We start from the raw sequence: 22401 nt of genomic DNA, 5'->3' as shown, positions 1-22401 counted from the left end.
TACATTTAATAAATGCAATACTACTCAATTTTGTATGTATGGGTACATATTCTATAGATCAAGCAAGTATTCAACCATTAGTTACCATTATTCATCAAGAATTATTACCCCAGTTAGCTCTGGAAAGTGTGCACCCCCACAATCCAGCAGTGGTTCATCATTTACCACATCCCTGGGAGCTAATAGGTACGGGTAACTATGCAGCAGTGGTTTGTCATCCTGATTTTCCTGATATGGTGGTCAAGATTTACGCTCCTGGTCGTCCCGGATTTGATGAAGAATTAGAGGTTTATAAACGTATAGGTACTCATCCAGCCTATTCACAATGTTTTTATGCTTGCAATGGTCTATTAGTTTTAAAAAGACTATTTGGCGTAACCCTCTATGATTGTTTAAATCGGGGATTACCCATTCCTCCCAGGGTGATTAAAGATATTGATCGAGCTTTGGATTATGCACGTAGTCGAGGTCTTTTTCCCCATGATGTTCATGGTAAAAATGTCATGATGTTTGAGGGGAGAGGTTTAGTGGTAGACATTTCTGATTTTCTCCATGAGGATAAATGTTCCAAATGGGAGGATTTAAAAAAGGCTTATTATTTAATATATCTACCAATTTTTTATCCTTTTAAATTACGAGTACCCTATTCTTTACTCAATAAGATTCGTCAGTCCTATCGTTTTATCACTTCCCTTTCCGGTAGAACTCTACCATGGTTGAAGAAATTAATTAGGCAAAAATTTAATATCTAGTTAAATCTGGGTAGGTTTTTGGATTACCTTCCCATGACCACCACTATATTTTTGATATTATGTTGGTCTAGTGTAAATCTTTGGGTATTATTCGTGACTGAACAACCACAAAAGCATAAACCATCCCGTTCCTTTGCTGGTATTGCTGGTATAGTTGCTGCTGCGACTTTAATTAGTAAAATATTCGGTTTAATTAGACAACAAGCCATAGCAGCTGCTTTTGGTGTAGGTGCTGCTGCTACTGCTTATAGTTACGCTTATATTATTCCTGGATTTTTATTGATTTTACTCGGTGGGGTAAACGGTCCTTTACATAGTGCCCTTATCAGTGTGTTAGCCAAACGCAAACAAGAAGAAGCAGCTCCTATTGTAGAAACAGTAACGACCCTAGTTAGCGGATTATTATTAATAGTAACAGTCGCCCAAATTTTTTTAGCGGAACCCTTAATTGATCTTGTTGGTTATGGATTAGATATAAAAACCAGAGAAATTGCTGTTCGTCAGCTACAAATCATGTCACCAATGGCCTTATTTTCTGGTTTAATAGGTCTTGGTTTTGGCACCTTGAATGCAGCCAATCAATATTGGCTATTATCAATTAGTCCCCTATTATCCAGTATTACAGTAGTGATTGGTATTGGTATTTTGGCTTTAGAATATGGTAAACAAATAATTCAGCCAGAATTTGCATTTATTGGAGGGATGGTATTAGCTTGGGGGACTTTAATTGGCGCAATTTTACAATGGTCCGTACAATTAATTTTCCAGTGGAGGTTAGGTTTAGGAAAATTAAAACTGAGGTTTGATTTTAAATCTCCTGCAGTTCAAGAAGTAATTAAAATAATGATTCCTGCTACTATTTCTTCTGGTATGATGCCAATTAACGTAGCGACCGACTTATTTTTTGCCAGTCCCATCAAAGGTGCAGCAGCAGCTTTCAACTATGCTAATTTACTAGTTCAAACACCACTGGGAATTATTTCCAATATTATCTTACTTCCCCTCTTACCAATGTTCGCCAAGTTAGCTGAACCACAATCTTGGCCAGATCTAAAATTACGCATTCGTCAGGGGATTATATTAACTGCTGTGACCATGCTACCTTTAGGTGGTTTAATGATAGGTTTATCCACACCCATTGTTCAGGTAGTCTATCAACGGGGTGCATTTAATCAAGAAGCTACCGAGTTAGTTGCTTCCCTATTAATAGCCTATGGAATAGGAATGTTTGCCTATTTGGGGAGAGATGTTTTAGTTAGGGTATTTTACGCTTTAGGTGATGGACAAACTCCGTTCAAAATTAGCACGTTTAATATTTTCTTGAATGTAGTTTTGGATTTTGTGCTTGTGAAACCTTTTGGGGCTCCTGGTTTAGTTTTAGCCACAGTGGGTGTTAATTGTAGTTCTATGTTAATGTTATTGTGGTTGTTAAACCGTAAACTCAATGGTTTACCCTTAGGAGAATGGACCTTGCCCATTTTGGGGTTAACTTTTGGCAGTATGGTTGCTGGTGTTAGTAGTTATCAAACCTTTGTTAATTGTCAACTGGTAATAGCCAGTCAAAATTTAGTAGTTTTGATTCTTGAATTGTCCGTTGCTGCTATTGTGGGAATTGCTATATTTGCCATGATTGTGGGGACAATGAAAATACCAGAAGTCAATGTTTTTGTAACCAAAATGAAACAGAAGTTTTTGAGGATATCCAGATGAAATTAATTTCTGAACCCTCGGTTCCAATTAAAATTCAGAGAATGAAACAAAGAGTTAGATGGCGACATCCAGCTATTTTGGAGCATAATATTGACCAAACCGTGATGACATTCGATGATCAAGGTAGGGAAAAAAATCAAGAATTTTCCTTTATGGTTATGGGTGACAGTGGGACGAAATCAAATTATGGATCCCATCCGCAACGTCAAGTAACTGAAATGATGTTAAATCATCTTGATGATTGTCGTTTTATTCTACATACCGGAGATGTGGTTTATGTTGTAGGTTCTCGTGAATATTATCCAGCCAATTTCATTCAACCTTACCGGGAATTTTTACTTGGTGGAGAGAATCCAGAAAACATAGCTTATAATCACATGACCTTTAAGTTGCCCATATTACCAGTTCTCGGCAATCATGATTATTATGATGTACCTTTATTATATCGTTTGATTACAGGTTCAACCTTACCTCTACGACAAATGTTACGTTATAAAGATATTGAAATTGGTTGGCATGGTTCCAACCAAGGAGATACTTACGCCAGAGCTTTTATTGATTATCTAGCTGCTATTGGTTCCTCTGATTTGGTAGCTCACCTAAATAAATATTATACTGGGAAAGTTAATACAGGTAGATGCTTAAATTACCAACCAGGTGAATTTACGAGGTTACCCAATAGATACTATAGTTTTAATTATGGGGGAATAGATTTTTTTGCCTTGGATTCTAACACTTTTAATACTCCAGAACCTTTACCAAAAAGTCGAGCCCAGGATATTCGTCAAAAATTGTGGGAAAGTCGTCGCTCTTTGGAGCGGGAGGAGTTAGAAATTTTAGCGGTATATGAGAAGTTAGACTCAAAAAATCCGCGAGAATCAGATCTTCTAGCAGATTTAGCGGGTAAATTGGATCAATTAAATGAAGTCAAACTTGATATTGAGAAACAATTAGAAAATCACACTAATGCGGATACAGATTTTGAGCAACTGGAATGGTTAAGGGATAGATTAATTGCATCCTGGCAAGATTTAAATGTTAGGGGAAGGGTGTTATTTTTTCATCATCCTCCCTACGTTACAGAAGCAACCAAATGGCAACAGGGACAAACTTTAGCAGTTCGCCATCGATTAAGGGAGGTATTGGAACAGATAAGGGTAGCTTTAGGAAATATGGGGAGAGAAATAACTGGGGGAAGACCCTTGGTAGATCTGGTGTTTAATGGTCACGCCCACTGTTTGGAGTTTTTAAAAACTACAGACACTGGATATGGAGATTCTGGTATTAACTATATTGTCTGTGGTGGTAGTGGTCGTCGTCCTCGTCGTCAGCGAGAGGAAGGAACTGAGTTGTTAGAGGATTTTAGCGAGCATGATAGTGCCCACACGCGAAAAGTTGCCAATTCTTTGTTGTATGTGGGACGTACCGGTTATGATTTAGAGACGAGAAAACCCTATTCTTGTGTGCGTGTGGATGTTAAAGCTGGTATTCCTCCTCAATTTGTAATTACACCACTGGTAACGGAATTAATTGAGGGAAAATGGTGTAACAAGCAATTGGATGCCATAATTGTATAGTTTTAATAACTTTATCAAGTTGGGAGATCTTGGGGAATGAAACTGGCTTTTTGGCTCAGGTTATCCCATATTATCCAGTTTAAATTCTCTTCTGGTTCTACCGCACTGGTGGTAACTTTAAAATATAACTTCTCTCCTCCTTTCAATTGAACCGCAAAATCACCCTTTTGTGCATAAACCACGATAAATCCTCTTTCCCGTAAACAGTACATTGCCCAATTTTTTAAAGATTGTTTGTAGGGTTCATGGGGAATTGGTGGACTGGTAATTACGTCATTAATCACTCTTAAAACTTTCTCCATTTTTACTCACTTGATAAAATAAATATCAAAATTTATTATCCCATACATATCTCATCAGTTTGGATTTGAGCCAAAACTCTGCTTAAATACTGGGTTAAGGTAAAAGCATCAACTCCTAACTCTGTTCTCTCCTTTGCTGCTAAAATACCAGCTTGAGAGTGCCACCAAACTGCTGTTGCTACCACATCCTCCATATTAACTTGTCTGTTAACCACCTGTCCTAAAATCCCCCCCATTAGTCCAGTTAATACATCACCACTACCACCCCGAGCTAAAGCTGGTGTACTTTCAGAGTTTACCCAAGTAACCCCTTGCTCGTTAGCGATCGCAGTTCTTGCTCCTTTTAATAGAACTATGGCTCCAGTTTGTGATGCTGCTGTTTGCACTCCTTTGACCCTGTTTGTGATATCAATCTCGGGAAATAGGCGATGAAATTCTCCTCCATGGGGAGTGAGAATAGTAGGTTGATGGCGGTTTTTTAAACTAGTAATTGTGCCCAATTGTGCTAGAATGTTCAGAGCATCTGCATCCAGAATTAGCGGAACTTCACTTTTCATTACCTGCTCCACAATGGGAGTTACTTCCGTGGTTAATCCAGGTCCACAAGCAATAACAGTAAAGGAATTTAAAGTGGTTTCTCCAGGCAATTGTAAATGGGAAATTGCTCCATTATTTGTTTCTGGACAACCAATAATGAGAGCTTCTGGTAAGTGGGAAACTAATAAAGGTTTAATACTTTCTGGCACGGCAATAGATAACATGCCAATCCCAGATGCTCTTGCACCTAAACCAGTTAAAATTGCTCCCCCTGCATAGCGTTTAGAACCACAAATTAGTAACAGATGCCCGGATTTATATTTATGCAGGATGGGAGAAAGAGGTAGAGGCAAAGTATTAACCACTAGATTTTGGGTAATGCGTTTGATGGTGGGAATTTCCCCCAAAACGGCCTGAATATCAGCCAGAGGAATATCAAAATCAATTAACTCTGTTTCTCCCGTATATTGTATTGCTTGTTCTTGTAATAAACCCTGTTTCCACAAACCCAAACAAAAAGTGTGGGAGGCACAAATAGCAGTTCCTAAAACCGCTCCCGTATCGGTGTGTATGCCTGATGGTAAATCAATACTAAAAATTGGTTTGTTCCAGAGGTTAAGATGATTAATAGCCTCAGCAATGTTGCCAGTAATTTCTCTTTCTAAACCAAATCCAAATAACCCATCAACTAAAAAATCACAATCTGGCAATTCAGCTAGTTGAGAAAAACAAGGAATTCCTAAACTTTGGGCATAGTAAAAATGTTGGTTAGTTAACTCCTTCAGTTGACCAAAAGGTTGATAAATCCAAACATTATAACCACGAAAATGTAATTCCCTTCCCACCACCAAAGCATCACCACCATTATGACCAGGCCCAGCTAAAATACCAACGCTAGAACCTTTTAATGTCATAGATAAAAGGCGATCGCAAATGAGTCTACCTACTTTTTCCATCAAAGCTGGAATGGGCATTCCTGCAGCGAAAATCCTTGATTCCACATCCCGCATTTGAGCAGCAGTGACAACAAATATTTCTTTTAGATGCTTCAAATCCTGGTTATTCATTATGTCAAACGTCATCTCCCATAATATACCCTAGCATTACCATAACCCAGTCTTTTCAAATAGTTACTCCATTGCTCCGCTTGATAGCGGTCCTTAAATTTACCTAAAGCTACGTGAAATCCCCTGGGTTCACTTCTCATCAGAACATCAACTCTTCCTTGTACTTTGTGTCGAATTTGTTGCCAGATGGTTCGTAAATTCTCAGCACTTGTAGGAACAACCACATAATAAGAATCAGCATAGTAGTGGGCTTGTTTTGTCAGGTCAATGTTAGTAGAGTTGTCGGAAGAGTTTGCAGCACCACTATCATAACCCAAGTTGGATGTAGTGGTAGAGACAGAAGATGAGATTTGTCCTGGTGGGGAGACAACCATGACACGAATACCACTTACACCATTTAATTCTAAGTCTCTTACCCGTTCAGCAGCATAGTAGGATTCACTAAAAACACCTGACTGAATAACACTACGTCCACCAAAAGGGCGAATATAAGCATTACTATCAACTCGACGGACTTGTTGTAAAACATATTGACTATCACTTTCAACATAGACCACATATCTGTCCGAGTTTCTGCTAGCATAGCCACGGGTATCTAATTGAGAGAGAATAACCACCTCACCCTGACCCATAAACTCTGTAACAAGCGTTTTGGCTAAAGCTTGTTGGCACATTATCACTAAATTACTAGATGCTAACAAGAACAGCATAGATAAAGAGGTAGTACTATTTAAATTCGCCATATTTGTCATGTAGAGTGGGAGAATTTTAATAAATCAAACCAGATCTAAAAATCCAAAGGTAAAATAGCCCTAACTTCAACAGACTTTACCAAAAGATGAAGTTTTGCTTTAAATTTCTATCATTCATCATTTTAATCAGGATGGTCTTGGATTAAGCTTCTCCGGTCTAAAGACACCATAAACTTTGAGTCAACAACCGTCAACCACTAACGCAAAACCTGTGCTACCCTAGAAAGGTGTCTATTATGTTGTAAATCTCAAGTATGAAAAAGATTAATGATGAAAAAAGTTGTTGTTGGTCTTTCTGGTGGCGTTGACAGTTCCGTAGCAGCAGCCATTCTACACAATCAAGGCTATGATGTCATTGGTTTGACCCTTTGGTTAATGAAAGGGAAGGGTCAGTGCTGCTCCGAGGGTATGGTGGATGCAGCTACTATTTGCGAACAACTAAGTATTCCCCATGAAATTGTTGATATGCGGGATGTGTTCCAAACTAACATTGTGGATTATCTGGTTTCTGGTTACAGCGCGGGAATCACTCCTTTGCCCTGTTCCCAATGTAACAGAACTGTGAAATTTGGTCCCATGTTAGAATATGCAAGAGAAAAACTGGAATGTGATGCCATTGCTACTGGTCATTATGCCCGAATTGCTTACGACCATGGGAGTGAACGTTATCAGTTACTACGTGCCTTTGACCGCAACAAAGATCAATCCTACTTTTTATATGATTTATCCCAAGAACTACTAGCAGGTACTATCTTTCCCCTGGGAGAGTTAAATAAAAATGATACTCGTAAAATTGCCGCCGAATATGGCTTAAAAACCGCCGATAAACCCGAGAGCCAGGACTTGTGCTTAGTAGAGAGCAACGGTTCCATGCGGGCATTTCTAGACAAATATTTAGCCCCTAAACCTGGTGATATTGTGGACAGTAACGGCAAAATTTTGGGCACCCATGATGGTGTTCACCACTATACTATAGGACAGCGCAAAGGTTTGGGAATTGCCGCAGCTGAACCACTATATGTCATAAAGTTAGACACAGTTAACAATCTTGTCGTAGTAGGCGATCGCACAAAAGGTACAGATAAAGAGTGTGCAGTTGAGCGAGTAAACTGGGTATCCATGGCAGAACCCAGAGGTAGTATTCGTGGGGAAGTGCAAATACGTTACCGTTCTCAACCTGTACTGGCAACAATTATCCCTGGGGAAAAGGACTGTGTACAACTGGTATTTGATGAGCCCCAGTTCAGCATCACACCTGGACAAGCAGCGGTTTGGTATGAGGGAGATAAGGTATTAGGTGGGGGGATCATCAAAAATTAGTATCAATTAACCAGGTGTTGCCATCTTTCAACGCTCTATCTAAATACCGTACAGTCCATAAGCGGGCTATTTTATCTAAAGAACCAGTAGCAAGAGTTTGGCCATCTGGGCTAAAACTCACACTTGTAACTGTATCATCATAACCCTTAAATTCTTGAATCAGCTGACCCTTTAAGTCCCATAACCGGACTGTTTTATCAACAGAAGCGGTAGCAAGAGTTTGGCCATCAGGACTGAAAATCACATTTGTTATCCCACTATCATGACCCTTGAATTCCCGAATCAGATAACCCTTTAAATTCCATAAACGAGCTATTTTGTCAACTGAACCGGTAACAACAGTTTGGCCATCGGGACTGAAACTCACACTTGTAACCCCACCCTCATGACCTGGAAATTTTCCAAGGAGGTCACCCTGCAAGTTCCATAACCTAGCTATTTTGTCAGCACTACCAGTAGCTAGAGCTTGTCCATTGGGACTGAAACTGACACTTGTAACCCAGTCCTCATGACCTGGAAATTCTCTAAGGAGGTCACCGTGCAAGCTCCATAACCTGGCTATTTTGTCCCGGGAACCAGTAGCTAGGGTTTGGCCATTGGGACTGAAACTCAGACTTGTAACCCAGTCCTCATGACCTTGAAATTCCTGAATGTTTTCCCCCTGCAAATTCCACAACCGAGCTGTTTTATCAGCAGAACCGGTCCCTATAGTTTGTCCGTCTGGGCTGAAATTAACACTTGTGACTCGACTTTGATGACCTTTAAATTCTTGAATCAGACGACCTTCCCAGTTCCACAACCGAGCTGTGTTGTCTCGCGAACCAGTTGCAATAGTTTGACCATCTGGGCTAAAACTCACACTGGTGACCCAATCTTCATGACCCCTAATCTCCTGAATTTTGTGTCTATTTAACCCCCACAACCGAGCTGTTTTGTCCACAGAGGTGGTAGCGATGGTTTTACCATCGGGACTGAAACTCACACTGGTGACCCAGTTCTCGTGACCATGAAATTGTTGAATGGTTTCTCCCTGCAAGTTCCATAATCTAGCTGTTTTGTCCACAGAGGTGGTAGCGATGGTTTTACCATCGGGACTGAAACTCACACTGGTGACCCAGTTCTCGTGACCATGAAATTGTTGAATGGTCTCTCCCTGCAAGTTCCATAATCTAACTGTTTTGTCCACAGAGGTGGTAGCTAGGATTTGACCATCTGGACTAAAACTCACACTTGTAACCCAGTCCTCATGACCATGAAATTGCTGGATGTTTTCCCCCTGCAAATTCCATAACCGAGCTGTTCCATCCTCAGAACCAGTCCCTATGGTTTGGCCATCTGGACTAAAACACACACTTGTGATTCCACCTTCATGACCACGGAACTGCTGGATGTTTTTCCCCTGCAAATTCCATAATCTAGCTGTTCCATCCTCAGAACCAGTCCCTATGGTTTGGCCATCTGGACTAAAACACACACTTGTGATTCCACCTTCATGACCACGGAACTGCTGGATGTTTTTCCCCTGCAAATTCCATAATCTAGCTGTTCCATCCTCAGAACCAGTCCCTATGGTTTGGCCATCTGGACTAAAACACACACTTGTGATTCCACCTTCATGACCACGGAACTGCTGGATGTTTTCACCCCGCAAATTCCATAACCGAACTGTTTTGTCCCAGGAACCAGTCCCTATGGTTTGGCCATCTGGACTAAAACAGACACTTGTAATTCCACCTTCATGACCTTTGATGATGTTGCGATCGCTGATGGCGTCAAGAATAGTATTTAATGCATAAATGGGACGAACGGTTGGGTACTTATCCAGAGGATTGTTTTGAACTATGGATTTTAATAAGTTAGCATTACGTATAGCACTAACCAGGGATAGTAGAGGCTCAGATTGAAACTGATCTAAAGCAATTAATGCTTCTTCTTCCAGCTTAGTTACCAACTGAGCTTGCTCTTCAGCTTCCCTTTCTTGTCTAAGCTCTCCTTGAATTTTCTCTAATTGTGCTGATAACTGAGCATAATATGACCGTACATACTGCTGACGAATAAACTGCACTAAACAGTCATGAACCAGTTGGTATCTATCCCTAGGTGATTCTCGCAGTAGCCACACCAAACCTGAACCAACGAAAATCTTTAAGACCAAATCTAGTTTATCACTTTCCGCTGACAACTGTGTTATTATTTCTGCTTGAGTCTTTAAGGGTCTAGTTCCATTTTCCTCTGTGAGCAAGTATAAAACTAATTCAGCTGTTGACTCATTCTCAGGTCCGCAACTTTTAATCACATCCTGCAAGAATTTTTCTAGTAGTTTCTGTCTACCACCAAATTGTTCATATTGGTCTAAAGTATCAATTCCCTCCTTTTCTAATTGTGCACCAACAATTTGTAGCTCTAGGGGTCTAACCTCTCCCAAATCGTCCCCCAACTCTTCAACTAATTGGTCAATTAATTCCATCTGTAACTCAAATTGGTCTTTGACCATTAGAGTTTGAATAATCCTTTTAGCTACTGTTTTAGAGAAGTTACCTAAGTAGTAACGAATAGTTTTGTCAAGAATGTTATTATCAGTAACTCTTAAATCTACTAGTCTATCTATATCCAGTAAGTAATGTAAGTATTCCTCCCGCAGGGTAAGGATAATTTTAACAAAGGGAATATCTAGGGAAGAGCGTAACAATTGATAAAATGTTCTTTTTTCCTCTAGGTTATTGGTGACAAAGAAAAATTCTTCAAATTGGTCAAATATCAAAACCGTTAATAAATTTTTATCGCCACTGATATTTAATAGTTTAATAATTCTCTCCTGTGGAGATAATCCATTAAATGTTTCTATGGCTATAGTTGATTGTAACTTCTTCTCTAGTTTATTTAATAATTGCTCTGATAATTCTTCTAACCAATTTGTGTACTTCCGCAGAATAATAGGTAATACCTTTCTGTCATCAATAAGTTCCCGTTCCAGGATAGGAAGTAGCCCTCCCTGAATAATTGAGGTTTTACCCACTGCAAATTGTCCGTGAATCACGACTAATGGATGTTTATTGTCTGAGATTCTTTGCCACAACCTTTTGATATCTTCTTCCCTACCAAATGCCATGGGACGACTATTAGTACCATTAGTCCTGTTAATGATTGGGCGTTGGGGATTTAAATAGGATGATCCCAGGAATGCTCTTAACCCATACTGCTGTTCAACTTGTAGTTGCTCTTGTCGAATACAAAATGCCTCTAAGTAATTACCGTTATCAAAGTATAAACTGACCAAAGTTTTTAAAATCTCAATGTAGAGTTGGGGATCCTGGTGAGATTCGCTATGAGTTTTAGCGATATCTAAAGTTTTAATAGCCGCGCTGATTTCTCCTAAACCAATTTGGGAACGAGCAATCAATAATTGATATAAACCATCATCTGGTAAGATTATGTGGTCAACACTGGTTAAGATTTCTTGTGCATACTGTGCCTGCTTTTTAGCTTCTGACCATTGTTGATTTTCTAAAGCCGCTTCTGCCAAAAACCTGTGAATTTGAGCCAAACTTTTCACTTGGTTTTCTCCATTGTAGTAATTAGGTGTGCCAATAATACTACCCCAAGTTTCTAAATCTGGTGCAACCCTCAAAATTTTTCTCAGTATTTGATCATCTATCCAAATCAATAGGGGAAAGGTAAAGTTTTTTCTAAATTCTTCTCTAATTTGGTTAGAGAACTGTAAAATAGAGTCCAGGTTGTTAACAGTCTCCAGTCCAAAGACCATCAAAACTTCTGGATGTCTATCCAAGGTTAGGGATATATTATCATAGAGACTTATGGCGGAATGAGGTAGAGTAATCTCCTCAATTTTGTTGGGCGATCTTTCCCGCAGTTGTGCTGCCACTTGTTGGCGTAATTCAGCATCATTACAGTGCAAAAAAATCAGGCAAAATTGACCTTGGGAGAAATCAATTACTCGCAAGATGGTTTTGGTAGGTTCATAGTGATGATTGGGAATATTTTCTAGATCATTCATGGTGTTGGTCTCCGGGAAAATCCTGTTGATTCCACTAAAATTAGATTGTATTAAATGGGGAATAGCAAGTTGTGATAGTTAAAGGCGACAAATGCGGTTTTGAACAATTAATCCAGCATAGTCCAGTATAGTTTAGTTAGTGGTGCAACAGCAATGGAGAGGATAATGTACCTTGGGTTGAGGAACGAAACGCAACATCATCATCTATACGCGATCGCATTTGCTAAGAAGCTATGGAACCTTTACCTGTGAGTCTATGGTGCTAGGTAATATACTGGTTTAATCCTTTTGTTTTGGGGTGCGATCGCATCAAACAGCCATCCGTGGCAAAGGGATGGAAGTAATGCACGAGTGCAACGCGCACAACTTACCATTGTAGTTCACAAATTTTTGTAACGATACTTGACATTTCCGAGTTTGCATAGGTTATAATGACTGCCTGTTGAATAAAAGTTAAAAAAAGTTAAACAAAAATAGACCGTGATATCAGGTGTTAAAATAGTAAAATCAGCATTTTATAGGAGTCATAGTCATGATAATTGCAACTGCTAAAAAAATGACTTTTGAGAAATTTCTTAATTATGATGATGGGACAGATAATTTATATGAATTGGAAAATGGCGAATTAATTGTTATGCCTTCTGAAAGTGAAATAAATCAAAGAATAGCAATGTTCTTAGTTGCCTATTTTCTGAAGTTAGGTATTCCCTATTATCGGTTAAGAATGAAAACAGAAATAGCTGTAAATAGTCGCATGGTAGGGGTACGTGTTCCTGATTTGGTGGTATTTTCTGAAGAATTAGCTGAGGTGATAAAAGATGCCACACGCTCTTTAATTTTAATGGATATGCCCCATCCTTTGTTGGTGGTTGAAGTGGTAAGTCCTAATCAGGAAAACCGAGATTATCGTTACAAGCGTTCTGAGTATGCAGCACGGGGTATTAATGAATATTGGATCGTTGATCCGATGGCGCAAAAGGTGACTGTTTTGGAGTGGGTAGAAGGTTTATATGAGGAGCAGGTTTTTACAGGTAATGAGATGATTTGTTCCCCTTTATTTTCTGAGGTGAAGTTAACTGTAAATGAGATTCTAAAAGGATAATTCAAAACAACTGGTTTGTATGGAAAATAAATAATTAGATAAATATGAGTAAGATTCTAGGGGTCCAGGCTAGGGAATATATTGGTTTAGTCCTTCTGTGTTTGGGTGCGATCACATTCTTGGCTACCAAAGACATACTATATATGGTTATACCTATCCTATAACAAATGTACCGAAGATGCCATTTCAATTACTTTTAGTCCTGATGGCAAACTTTTAGCCACTGGGGCTAGAGATAAAACCATTACAGTCTTTCCCTGGAATCCCCCCAGACCATAACATTATACAACTTAATAGGGGAAGATTACCCTACCACCGGGTCTCACATCAGCATGAAAAAAGCCCTTGTTTTTCCCCATAAACACCGCATCTCCCAACCCGGAAAAATCGGAGGACTTTAGGACATCCCAGAGTTTCTTGAAGTCTCCATTCATGGGAATCATATCTATGGCACGAAAGTAAAGATGTTGACTATTACGCGCACCACCTACGGAACTATTAACTGCAGGTGGGCGATACCCGGATGTAATTCTGATGGGTGAGCCAAATTTCTCCCTCACTGGTCCCCAGGTTTTTGCCACTCGGATGGCATTGGCTACATATTCCGCACTGGTAGGAACACGAGTACAGTCTTTGGTTGCTTCTCCCCAAGTTAACGGTATACCCTCAACTATATACTGGTTGGCATAAACTATTTTACCATCGGGTAGGGTCATGCTACGACCAGTAAGAGAACCCGCATCCAGATTAACTTTTAGGTCTAATTTAATCAAGTCTTCTCTGGTCGCTTCTGTTTCTTCCTTGTCTTTTAATTCTAATAGTTCCTGGGCAGTACCTACGCCCAAACCTAAGGGATACTGTAATTGATTTAATGTTTTAAACTCGGAGAATACTTGTTTAGTCACTGGTCCAACTAGACCATCTGGTTCTATTTTTAGCAGTGACTGGATTTCTTTCACTAAATCCGGATGGGCATCCATAATGAATATGGCTGGAGCTTTGAGTCTGATAAACTCATTGAGAGACCTAATCTCTTTCGGATTAATTCCAGGAGAGTTATCTGTCATAATTGCACCTTAAGAACTTCAAAAATCGGTAAACTAATAAAAACATATCCTAAAAATAAGAACATTCACAAGAAAATCGCCGACAGGCACGGAAGCCACTTGGCTTTAGACAGGAAGTGCCAACGGCGAATTTATTCGCCTTGATATTTAACCGTGATTCGGATCTTCAATATACCTTTTAATAACATCTGCTGAAACCTGTCCAGCAGTGGAATAAAAATAACTATTAGTCCATAGGCTAGGAAGTTTAAGTAATTCAGGAAATTTTCGTCTTAACAAGCAAGATGGCCGTCCTTTAAAAGCTTTAACCACTTGATTTATAGCAACATCTGGTTGATGTTCTACAAATAAATGAACATGGTGCAACCTCAAGAGCGAGGATATCCCAGTCTTTTTCTTTGGCTAGTTCGTAAATTATCTGTCCAAGGCATTTAGCTATCTCTCCAGATAATACCTTTTTTCGGCGTTTAGGTATCCATACAAGATGCACTACTGCATTACCTTTTGAGTGATGTCCTATTCTGTATTCCAGTGTTGTCTTCATATTGTTTCGTGGCTGCTATTGACAAGTAAATCATATCTCAACTATACTTTTGAAATCAACAAACATTGAAGGTCGAACAATGTACGGATGCCAACAAGTTCTTATCAAGTCCGATAAATCAATAACAGCCATATTGGAGTACCTCTGCACAGAAGCTAAAAAGCTGACAAATTGTGGCGTTTACTATTCTAGGCAGATGTACTTTAAAACTGGTTATATTCCTAGTAGAGCAGATTTGCATAAACAACTAGGAACTTATCAGAAAAACGTTCATTATCAGGCATTGTATTCTGATACTTCTCAACAAATACTAACCAGTGTAGCTGAATCCTTTAAATCGTACATTGAGCTAGTAAAAGCTGCAAAAAAGGGCGAAGTTTCCCAAAAACCCAAATTACCTAATTACTGTAAAAGTGTTATGACTGTAGCTACTTTTACGGGCAGGTCATTAAAGTTAATTGATGGGATGATTAGGTTTCCTTTGGGAACAAAAGTTAAGGCATGGTTTGGGATAGATTCTTTTTGTCTACCAATGCCATCTAACCTTGACTTCAAATCAATCAAGTACGTATTTTACCTAGAAATAGACAATTTTATGCAGAATTTGTCTATCAGGTAGATGAAATAAAATCTGATGTTGATAGAAATAATGTTTTAGGGATTGACCACGGGTTAAATAACTGGTTAACTTGTGTTTCTAATCTGGGAACATCATTTATTGTTGATGGACTTCATTTAAAAAGTTTAAATCAGTGGTACAACAAATCAGTAGCTAAACTTAAAAGTGATAAACCGCAAGGTTTTTGGTCTAACAGATTAGCTGCTATTACCGAAAAAAGAAACCGACAAATGCGTGATGCAGTTAACAAAGCTGCAAGAATAGTCGTTAACCACTGTATTGAAAATAAGATTGGTGCTATTGTTTTTGGATGGAATAAAGGACAAAAAGATAGTATTGATTTGGGGTCTAAAAACAATCAGAAGTTTGTCCAAATTCCCACAGCAAGATTAAAAGACCGTATTGCTCAATTATGTAAACAATACGGAATAGATTTTATTGAAACAGAAGAATCATACACTTCTCAATCATCGTTTTTTGACTGCGACAATATACCTAAATTCGGTGAAAAACCCGAAGGGTGGGAAGCAAGCGGGAAACGAGTTAGTCGTGGAGTATATGAAACTTCTGATGGGTTCAAAATTAATGCGGACTGTAATGGTGCTGCTAATATTTTGAAAAAAGTAGCGGTGATGCTAGGAATTGATCTTAGCGGAATCAGTAGAGGCTGTTTAAGCCAGCCTCAGAAAGTTCGTTTATGGACTCTTCCGAAATCTCCGTGTCTTCAGACCGGAGAAGCTTAACAACTAAGTATATCTCTATTTGGATACAATTATTAACATGCACTAGTATGGGTGTTAAGTTCTTAAATTATCTTGTGGTAGTTAAAAACCTTGTGTTTTTACGTGACGCTCTGACTTTCAGTAATCGCTAAATAGGCTACCTTAGCTGCTGCTTGTTCAGCTGCTTTGATTGATCTTCCTTTCCCCTGTCCCAGTATTTTTTCATGTAACCAAACTTGAGCCAAAAAACGTTCATGGGTATTCTGGGGTTGATTAACTTCCACAACCCGATATTCCGGTAACACCTTATACCCTGCTTGAGTCCATTCCTGGAGAGCAGCTTTATAATTTAGCTTTGCTGGATCTAAACGAATTTGCTCTGCCAGTTGCTGAAAATGAGGATCCAACCAAGGACGAATTAGGGTTAAATTCTGGGTGCTAAGATAGAGAGCGCCTAATAGCGCTTCAAAGGCATCTGCCAAACGAGACTCCTGTCCAATATTATCCGCTGTGGCACTACCTGCGACCAACAAATATAATTCTAAACCATACTCCCTGGCTAATCTAGCAAGAATGCGATCGCTCACCAGGACGGAACGGATAGCAGCAAAGTCACCCACAGAACAGTCAGGATAGCTTTCCCAAAGAACAACAGCTGCTACCAAACGGACAACAGCATCACCGACGAATTCTAGCTGTTCATAATTTGCCGATTCAGAAACAGTAGGATGAGTAAGTGCCAAGTCCAGCAATGGCCACTTAATAGGAATATTCGCTGATAATCCCAACTTTTGGATTAAACTTTCAAGTTGCCGTTGACGGCGAGGGTAAACGCGGGACATTAGTAAAAATTAGAAATATAAGTTTTAAAGAAGAGAGAGCAGCACATAAGCCGGGTTCTGTTCTCTTGCGAGGGTGGTTATCTATCTGGGATAGTTGTTACCAACTACCTCAAGCGGCTCTAATTTGCCGAAACTGGTAAAAGACCAACCATAGTTTCTCTGGCCTTGCTCCCAACCGGGGTTTACCGAGCCAGTACCTCTCGGTACTGCTGGTGCGCTCTTACCGCACCTTTGCACCCTTACCAACCCTAGAATTAGCATTCTAAAAAAGCTGGCGGTGTTTTTCTGTGGCACTTTCCTCACGATCGCTCGTACTGGACGTTATCCAGCAAGTTTGGCCTTTCGGGAGCCCGGACTTTCCTCAAACCGGTGTTAATCACCAATCTGCAACCACCTACGTCTACTCTCCCTCCTACCAGTTTAACCTTTTATTTACCTTTAAGGTCAACGTCTCTTATTCCAAGGTAGAGCATAAGTCCACGGTAGTTTTTCAATGGTAAAGGGACAGTTTATGATAGACACAGGTGGTATATTTGTACCAGAAGCTAAACCAGTACGTAACTCCGATATTCTTAATACCAACTGCAGGGAGAATTCTATTTTCTTTTTCCCTTCCATAAACTCCTTGTACCAACCCTGGAGATTTCTCTGTCCCTTGGTTACCGCTATATCAACTAATGGTTTGCTAACCTCATATACTCCGCTTTCCTTATTTCGTTTTAAAATATCCTCAGCAGTTACTGTTTCAGACATAGTTTTCTTAGGCGCGATAATTGTGGGAACCTGGGGAATAGCTAGGTCTCGGATCATATCTGGAGATTGGCGAATAACACGACGGGATTTTTTACTCTGTTCAAATACCCAGGAACTATTATCCCAGTCCACATATACAGCAAAAGTTTCTGACTTGTTTTCAATGCTGATGGGTAATTGTCTTAAATTATCTTTAACTTTCTCCAAGGAATAGGTTCCCCCTCCACAGGAAATTGCTATTTCGTTGTCTAGGTTTTGCTCCTTTAATTGTTGGGCGACAGATTCTTTCTCAAACTTGAGCATGATCACATCATCAATTGATGTAATCATCCGGTTGAAGGTGTAATATAGGCACAGAATATAAACCATCAACAAAATCAGATTTTGATCACCACTTTGTAATGCCATAGAATTATTTATCCTCACCAATAAATCAAACTTATTTTTGATTAATTTCAAATGAATTAGTTAACCAACCTCGACGCCAAAAAAACAACATTAAACTACCGGCAATCACTGCCATTAATCCCAGACAAAAGGGATAACCCCAATACCAGTTTAGTTCTGGCATATTATAAGGTGATTTTTCGGTATTAAAATTCATGCCATATATTCCTACAACAAATGTCAAGGGGATGAAAATAGATGAAATTACCGTTAGTAGCTTCATGATTTCATTCATTTTGTTACTTACCGCTGACATATAAACATCCATTAAACCCGAAACCAATTCTCGGTAATTTTCCACCATATCCAGGACCTGGACTGCATGATCATAACAATCTCTTAAGTAAATACTTACCTCTTGGCTAATCAAGTGGCTACCATCACGAATAAGGGAACTAATCGCATCCCTTTGAGGCCAAATTCCTCTTCTTAGTTGTAATAACTCTCGTTTAACTTGATATATTTGCTTTAAAGTTTCCGATGTAGGATTAGTAATTACTTCTTCCTCCAGCTCAGCAATACGCTCCCCATACAATTCTAAAACTGGGAAAAAACCATCAATAATGGCATCTAATAGGGAGTAAGCCAAATAATCACTTTTCTCTCTACGGATAATACCTTTATTCTTATTAATTCTTGCCCTGACACTATCAAAACAATCATGTTCTGATTCTTCTTGAATGGTTAAAACATAATGGGGGCCTAGGACTAAGCTAACCTGTTCACTATAAAAACTACGATTATTGGTATTTGGCACAACCATTCGGGCAATTATCACCAATTGCTCTTCATAATCTTCAATCTTGGGGCGTTCTGCCATATTGACTACGTCTTCCAAAATCAACGGGTGTAAATCAAAGGTTTGTCCCAGGCGATGAATCACATCCCCATTTCCTAAACCTTGGACATCCACCCAAGAAACGGACTGTGTCCGTAGGTAGTCACTACATTCTTCTGGATTGATGATTCGCCTTTCGACTAAATCGGTTGGGTTGTAATCCATTAAAACAATTTGCGGTTGCTGGGCATCCTCATGAATGATAATTGTACCTGGAATAGTGCCTGGTTGATGATAATATTCTTGAGAAAAGGATTTACCGGTTTTTGCACCATCTATAACTCGATTACTCCTGCTATTCCTAGAGCGAGCGTGTTTCTTATTCATCGGAAATTTCACCTAATTTTTAGTGACACGTGGTGAAAAAAACAAAAAAGTTTGTCTTATGGAAAAGACAAACCATGAAAAATTTTACCTTAAAGGGCGGCAATTAGAACATACCCATGCCACCCATGCCACCCATACCGCCCATACCGCCCATGCCTGGGTCAGGTGCAGCAGGAGCTTTCTTTTCTGGTTTTTCCACTACTAAAACCTCGGTGGTTAACACCATACCTGCAATAGATGCAGCGTTTTGTAATGAGGAACGAACCACTTTGGCAGGGTCAATAATGCCAGCAGCAATCAGGTCTTCAAATTCACCAGTAGCTGCATTGTAGCCAATATTAAAATCGCTGTTGCGAACTTGAGAAACAATTACAGAACCCTCCACACCTGCATTATTGGCAATTTGACGTAGGGGGGCTTCTAGGGATCTTTGCACAATTTCTGCCCCAATTTTTTCTTCCCCATCCAAGGTGTCTTTAATTGCATCTACTTTTGCAACTAGATGAATTAGAGTTGTGCCACCACCTGGAACAATCCCTTCCTCTACTGCTGCTTTGGTAGCATTGAGCGCATCCTCAATTCGCAGTTTACGGTCTTTTAGTTCGGTTTCCGTAGCAGCACCGACTTTGATAACTGCCACGCCGCCAGCTAATTTAGCAATCCTTTCTTGCAGTTTTTCCGCGTCGTACTCGGAATCTGTTTCTTCTAGCTGCTTACGAATCTGGGCAATCCGTTTTTGGATTTCTGGTTTGTTTTCACTACCAGAAACAATGGTGGTGTTTTCCTTATCTATGGTTATTTTCCGAGCTTTCCCCAGCATTTCTAGGGTTGCTGTATCCAGACTTAAACCAATTTCTTCGGAAATCATTTGCCCATCGGTGAGAATGGCAATATCCTGCAATAACGCTTTACGACGTTCACCAAAGCCAGGAGATTTAATAGCCGCAACGGCTAAAACTCCCCGTGCTTTGTTGACTACTAGGGTTGCCAAAGCATCTCCTTCCACATCTTCAGCAATAATTAACAAAGGCTGACCCAACCGGGCTACTTTTTCTAGTATTGGCACCAGGTCCTGAATACTGCTGATTTTCTTATCTGTAATTAGAATGCGGGGGTTATCAAATTCTACCGTCATACGGTCATTGTTGGTAATGAAGTAGGGAGAAATGTAACCTCTATCAATTTGCATTCCTTCTACTACTTCCAGTTCCGTTGTTAGGGATTTGGACTCTTCCACGGTAATGACACCATCCTTGGTAACCTTGGCCATGGCCTGGGCTAACATCCGGCCCACTTCTTCATCATTGCCAGCAGAAACGGTGGCAACTTGAGCAATACTGGCAGCAGGGGAATCTAATTCGCTATCTTCTACAGGTTTAGCAATTTTGGCAATTTCCTTGACCAGTGCTTCTACAGTTTTATCTATACCACGTTTTAAAGCAATGGGATTTGTACCAGCAGCTACGTTTTTTAATCCCTCCTTAACTAGGGCTTGTGCCAGCACTGTGGCGGTCGTAGTTCCATCTCCAGCTACATCCTTGGTTTTGGAAGCCACTTCTTGAATTAGTCTGGCCCCAGTATTTTCTAGAGGGTCTTCCAATTCAATTTCTTTGGCTACTGTAATGCCGTCGTTCACAATTTGGGGGATACCAAATTTTTTTTCTAACAGCACGTTACGACCCCTTGGTCCCAGGGTAATTTTTACCGCATCCGCTAATGCGTTAATACCCTTTTCTAGAGCCCGACGTGATTCTTCATCAAATGCAATGATTTTAGCCATGGTTGATCTTTTCCTTAGTTCCATTAAACAATTTAGCACTCTTAATTCAGGAGTGCTAACTGTGCCGCCTATTCAATTTAACAAATAGTTACCAAAAATAGGTGTAGCTGTTGGAAGTAAGCCAGAACGCCTATGTGGCACTAACTTTTACCGATCAACTTTGTTCTGGGCGTTTTGGCTAAAGCTATACTATTACAGTTGGTACTGGTCTGGCAAACTAATGGTTATGGTTATGGGGGGAAATGGATATAGACAACTCCCTTAAGGCTCTTGGTATTGCTAACCCTAGCGGCACCGGCTGGTTAGCAGTGGTATTTACTTTTATTTTGGCTTGGCTGATAAGCTGGGGTTCAATTCCCACTGTTCGTCAATTTGCCCTCCGGGTGGGTTGGGCTGACCAACCCAATGCCCGACGACTCAATCGGGAACCTTTACCCAATGCGGGAGGCCTGGCTATCTATGCCGGCGTAATTGCTGCTGTGGTCTTTGCCAGTCTTTTCCGACCCATCGAACTCCAGGGGGTTTTAGCCCAGGTACTTACTATTCTTTTGGGTGGATCCATTCTTGTTTTGGTTGGGTTTATAGATGACCAGTTTGGCCTGCCTCCATTTATTCGATTATGGACACAAATTATTACTGCCCTGTTGTTGGTGGCTAATGGTATGAGTATCAAGGTGATGTTTGGTACTCCTATTGATTCCTTTTTGTCTATAGCTCTCACTGTTTTATGGATAGTTGGCATTACCAATGCCGTTAATCTCATGGACGGCATGGATGGTTTAGCTGGTGGCATTAGTTTTATTACTGCCATGAGTCTGTTGGGGGTTTCTGCCCAGTTTGATAATCGAGCCGCAGCAACTCTGGTCTTGGCTGCACTGTCGGGGGCAGCTCTTGGCTTTTTACGCCACAACTTTTACCCCTCCCGCATTATTATGGGTGATGCTGGAGCCTATTTTTTTGGCTATGTGCTGGCTGCTACAAGTATTTTAGGTAAATTACAGGAAAGTACCATTTATTCTCTTATACCAACGGTTTTGTTTTTGATGTTGCCAGTTTTAGATACCACTCAGGTTTTTATTAAACGCCTCCTAGCAGGAAAAAACCCTCTCAGTACTCCCGGCAAGGATCATTTACATCATCGTCTATTGGCTTGGGGTTTTTCTCAACGACGCGCTAGCTTGATATTATGGTCATTAACCTTGTTCTTTAATGTTTTAGCTATGTCTATACAAGCTATGACTTTACCCGTAATTTTTGCTTCTGCATTCGCTATTATTTTATTTATGTCCGCTACCTTAATTCCACGTATCCGTAGTAACTCCTAGCTG

18 protein-coding genes, 1 other RNA gene and 1 pseudogene are annotated in these 22401 nt (G+C 40.0%); 9 read left to right on the top strand and 11 right to left on the bottom strand.

The genetic code is table 11. From position 1 onward, the window contains the following. The first annotated feature begins 38 nt into the window (after window positions 1-38). The 3 genes from IAR63_RS04980 to IAR63_RS04970 all read left to right on the top strand — a co-directional run bounded on the left by IAR63_RS04980 (window position 39) and on the right by IAR63_RS04970 (window position 4039). The gene (locus IAR63_RS04980) at window positions 39-752 is read left to right on the top strand and encodes a serine/threonine-protein kinase (RefSeq protein ID WP_187706809.1); all 714 of its coding nucleotides are present in this window, start codon (window positions 39-41) and stop codon (window positions 750-752) included. Between the two features lie 93 nt (window positions 753-845). Beyond that, on the top strand, window positions 846-2462 hold the full coding sequence (gene murJ / locus IAR63_RS04975) for a murein biosynthesis integral membrane protein MurJ (RefSeq protein WP_187706808.1): 1617 nt from the start codon (window positions 846-848) through the stop codon (window positions 2460-2462). Continuing rightward, window positions 2459-4039, top strand: a complete 1581-nt coding sequence (locus IAR63_RS04970) for a metallophosphoesterase family protein (protein ID WP_187706807.1) — start codon at window positions 2459-2461, stop codon at window positions 4037-4039. The genes murJ and IAR63_RS04970 overlap by 4 nt, the downstream gene beginning before the upstream one ends. Before the next feature lie 14 nt (window positions 4040-4053). On the opposite strand, the gene IAR63_RS04965 is transcribed toward IAR63_RS04970, so the two are convergent. The 3 genes from IAR63_RS04965 to IAR63_RS04955 are packed head-to-tail and all read right to left on the bottom strand — an operon-like array spanning window position 4054 to window position 6688. Further along, entirely contained in the window at window positions 4054-4341 is a 288-nt protein-coding gene (locus tag IAR63_RS04965) for a hypothetical protein (protein ID WP_187706806.1), read from the bottom strand. Between the two features lie 35 nt (window positions 4342-4376). Further along, window positions 4377-5945, bottom strand: coding sequence for an NAD(P)H-hydrate dehydratase (locus tag IAR63_RS04960; protein ID WP_187706805.1), 1569 nt, complete (start codon window positions 5943-5945; stop codon window positions 4377-4379). 11 nt (window positions 5946-5956) lie between these two features. Then, window positions 5957-6688 (bottom strand): hypothetical protein, encoded by a 732-nt coding sequence (locus IAR63_RS04955; RefSeq protein WP_187706804.1) that lies wholly within the window; start codon window positions 6686-6688, stop codon window positions 5957-5959. A gap of 279 nt (window positions 6689-6967) precedes the next feature. On the opposite strand from IAR63_RS04955, the gene mnmA reads away from it, so the two are divergent. Then, entirely contained in the window at window positions 6968-8017 is a 1050-nt protein-coding gene (gene mnmA / locus IAR63_RS04950) for a tRNA 2-thiouridine(34) synthase MnmA (protein ID WP_187707364.1), read from the top strand. Here the strand turns inward: mnmA and IAR63_RS04945 are convergent. Further along, complete coding sequence (locus tag IAR63_RS04945; RefSeq protein WP_187706803.1) at window positions 8007-12032, bottom strand: WD40 domain-containing protein; 4026 nt, start codon at window positions 12030-12032, stop codon at window positions 8007-8009. The genes mnmA and IAR63_RS04945 overlap by 11 nt on opposite strands. 532 nt (window positions 12033-12564) lie before the next feature. Here IAR63_RS04945 and IAR63_RS04940 point away from each other — a divergent pair. Both IAR63_RS04940 and IAR63_RS18775 read left to right on the top strand, forming a co-directional pair. Beyond that, window positions 12565-13134, top strand: a complete 570-nt coding sequence (locus IAR63_RS04940; RefSeq protein WP_187706802.1) for a Uma2 family endonuclease — start codon at window positions 12565-12567, stop codon at window positions 13132-13134. A 105-nt stretch (window positions 13135-13239) separates the two neighbouring features. Further along, window positions 13240-13413: a hypothetical protein gene (locus IAR63_RS18775; protein WP_407927148.1), complete on the top strand. Its 174-nt coding sequence runs from the start codon at window positions 13240-13242 to the stop codon at window positions 13411-13413. A gap of 11 nt (window positions 13414-13424) precedes the next feature. Here IAR63_RS18775 and IAR63_RS04935 read toward each other — a convergent pair whose 3' ends face one another. Next, the gene (locus IAR63_RS04935) at window positions 13425-14201 is read right to left on the bottom strand and encodes a D-Ala-D-Ala carboxypeptidase family metallohydrolase (RefSeq protein ID WP_187706801.1); all 777 of its coding nucleotides are present in this window, start codon (window positions 14199-14201) and stop codon (window positions 13425-13427) included. 147 nt (window positions 14202-14348) lie between these two features. Next, window positions 14349-14745, bottom strand: a pseudogene (gene tnpA / locus IAR63_RS04930) (IS200/IS605 family transposase). A 196-nt stretch (window positions 14746-14941) separates the two neighbouring features. On the opposite strand from tnpA, the gene IAR63_RS18695 reads away from it, so the two are divergent. Both IAR63_RS18695 and IAR63_RS18690 read left to right on the top strand, forming a co-directional pair. Further along, window positions 14942-15364, top strand: a complete 423-nt coding sequence (locus IAR63_RS18695; RefSeq protein ID WP_328701233.1) for a hypothetical protein — start codon at window positions 14942-14944, stop codon at window positions 15362-15364. Further along, entirely contained in the window at window positions 15301-16107 is an 807-nt protein-coding gene (locus IAR63_RS18690) for an RNA-guided endonuclease InsQ/TnpB family protein (protein ID WP_328701250.1), read from the top strand. The genes IAR63_RS18695 and IAR63_RS18690 overlap by 64 nt, the downstream gene beginning before the upstream one ends. Before the next feature lie 98 nt (window positions 16108-16205). Here IAR63_RS18690 and rnc read toward each other — a convergent pair whose 3' ends face one another. The 5 genes from rnc to groL form a co-directional block, all read right to left on the bottom strand. Next, window positions 16206-16928 (bottom strand): ribonuclease III, encoded by a 723-nt coding sequence (gene rnc / locus IAR63_RS04920; protein WP_187706800.1) that lies wholly within the window; start codon window positions 16926-16928, stop codon window positions 16206-16208. A gap of 30 nt (window positions 16929-16958) precedes the next feature. Continuing rightward, an RNA gene (rnpB, locus tag IAR63_RS04915) (RNase P RNA component class A) lies at window positions 16959-17336 on the bottom strand. A gap of 36 nt (window positions 17337-17372) precedes the next feature. Next, complete coding sequence (locus IAR63_RS04910; RefSeq protein ID WP_187706799.1) at window positions 17373-18089, bottom strand: hypothetical protein; 717 nt, start codon at window positions 18087-18089, stop codon at window positions 17373-17375. Between the two features lie 31 nt (window positions 18090-18120). Then, window positions 18121-19293: a magnesium/cobalt transporter CorA gene (corA, locus tag IAR63_RS04905; RefSeq protein WP_235678355.1), complete on the bottom strand. Its 1173-nt coding sequence runs from the start codon at window positions 19291-19293 to the stop codon at window positions 18121-18123. 103 nt (window positions 19294-19396) lie between these two features. Next, a complete protein-coding gene (gene groL, locus IAR63_RS04900; RefSeq protein ID WP_187706798.1) occupies window positions 19397-21073 on the bottom strand; it encodes a chaperonin GroEL in 1677 nt (558 codons plus the stop codon). A gap of 242 nt (window positions 21074-21315) precedes the next feature. Between groL and IAR63_RS04895 the strand changes: the two genes are divergently transcribed. After that, window positions 21316-22398, top strand: coding sequence for an MraY family glycosyltransferase (locus tag IAR63_RS04895; protein WP_187706797.1), 1083 nt, complete (start codon window positions 21316-21318; stop codon window positions 22396-22398). Window positions 22399-22401 lie beyond the last annotated feature (3 nt).

This window comes from Cylindrospermopsis curvispora GIHE-G1 (assembly GCF_014489415.1).
GTDB classification, from domain to species: Bacteria; Cyanobacteriota; Cyanobacteriia; order Cyanobacteriales; family Nostocaceae; genus Raphidiopsis; species Raphidiopsis curvispora_A.
This window is presented reverse-complemented; position numbering and strand designations above follow the sequence as displayed.